The organism is Okeania sp. KiyG1 (assembly GCF_014132355.1).
Taxonomy (GTDB): domain Bacteria; phylum Cyanobacteriota; class Cyanobacteriia; order Cyanobacteriales; family Microcoleaceae; genus Okeania.
In genome coordinates this window covers 1-1066 of the sequence record NZ_BLZO01000002.1, presented here as the reverse complement: position 1 = coordinate 1066, position 1066 = coordinate 1, and the positions used below count along the sequence as shown (strand labels likewise).

3 protein-coding genes are annotated in these 1066 nt (G+C 37.1%); 2 read left to right on the top strand and 1 reads right to left on the bottom strand.

Annotated elements, in window-relative coordinates; translation table 11 throughout:
• Positions 1–108 precede the first annotated feature (108 nt).
• Together SAGCYANO_RS00065 and SAGCYANO_RS00060 are read left to right on the top strand one after the other, a co-directional pair.
• Positions 109–399 carry a hypothetical protein gene (locus tag SAGCYANO_RS00065; RefSeq protein ID WP_202218222.1) on the top strand — a complete coding sequence of 97 codons (291 nt, stop codon included), beginning with the start codon at positions 109–111 and terminating at the stop codon, positions 397–399.
• Between the two features lie 47 nt (positions 400–446).
• Positions 447–635: an HAD-IA family hydrolase gene (locus SAGCYANO_RS00060; RefSeq protein WP_202218221.1), complete on the top strand. Its 189-nt coding sequence runs from the start codon at positions 447–449 to the stop codon at positions 633–635.
• A gap of 5 nt (positions 636–640) precedes the next feature.
• On the opposite strand, the gene crn3 is transcribed toward SAGCYANO_RS00060, so the two are convergent.
• Complete coding sequence (gene crn3, locus SAGCYANO_RS00055; protein ID WP_202218220.1) at positions 641–970, bottom strand: CRISPR-associated ring nuclease Crn3/Csx3; 330 nt, start codon at positions 968–970, stop codon at positions 641–643.
• Positions 971–1066 lie beyond the last annotated feature (96 nt).

The window sequence follows — 1066 nt, the reverse complement described above, 5'->3', positions numbered from 1 at the left end:
ATAAGTTTGATTTGTGAATAATTATCGAGGAATTAATCACCACTGTATGAGTTCCCTCTCTTTCAAATTTGAGTATTAAAATGATTTGAACCGTGGAGTCTAAAAAATATGAAAAAGCCTTTACTACTGTTAGATATGGATGGTACGATTCGCAAACCCAGGTCTACTTCAAAATTCATTAATACTCCTGAAGATCAAATACCAATAAACGGCGCGATTCAGGCGGTACAACATTTCCACAAGAAAAATTATTTAATAATTGGTTGCACTAATCAAGGTGGAGTCGGAGCTGGCTATAAATCATTGGACGATTGCATTGAAGAGCAACAAATTACTCTAAAAATATTCCCAGAAATATTAAAAATACTTTTTGTCCAGATTTTGATGGAAATCAATTAGCAGTAGTTTATTCTGACTTTTGTTCAAATTTGCTGGAACGAGAAAAGATGGACTACGCTGATTTTCCACCCTTCAGAAAACCATCGCCAGGAATGCTTGAATATGCTATACAAACTCACGATGTGGACACCTCTCAGATTTTGTTTGTAGGCGATCGCCCGGAAGACCAACAAGCAGCAGAAGCAGCAGGAATCAAGTTTTGTCCCGCTGAGGTTTGGCGTAATCAATTTTGTTGATAGCCCTAATTATTTGGTAATTCTAAAGTTAATACAGAACCAACACTCACCCCATGAGTATGTGTAGAAACTACAACAGCACCAAGTCGAGTATCATAGCAACCAACCCACGATGCAGGATGACATTCGTGAACCAAATAAGCATATAACCACATTGGTGCCCTACCCTCAATCACAACACCTTGCTGCCACTGAATATTAGAAGATATTTGTAACCCTCTTAGATCCACAGGTTCAATAATACCGTCAGGATTAGTTATTTCAATACGAAGATGTTGATATGGCATTCCATCAGTTGTTCTATGGGAAATTAAATTAAGTTGAGTATTGCTCATATATTTTGTTGATTTCGGTCAGTCATTAATCTAATAATATCGTTTCCAGTAGTGGCACATCAAGCTAAAAATGGTCTATTTTGAAGGCTGATTAGG

Bases quoted from the DNA above. Each gene is read 5' to 3' on its own strand.
- crn3 (WP_202218220.1), bottom strand. From the start codon at position 970: ATGAGCAATACTCAACTTAATTTAATTTCCCATAGAACAACTGATGGA.
- SAGCYANO_RS00065 (WP_202218222.1), top strand. From the start codon at position 109: ATGAAAAAGCCTTTACTACTGTTAGATATGGATGGTACGATTCGCAAA.
- SAGCYANO_RS00060 (WP_202218221.1), top strand. From the start codon at position 447: ATGGACTACGCTGATTTTCCACCCTTCAGAAAACCATCGCCAGGAATG.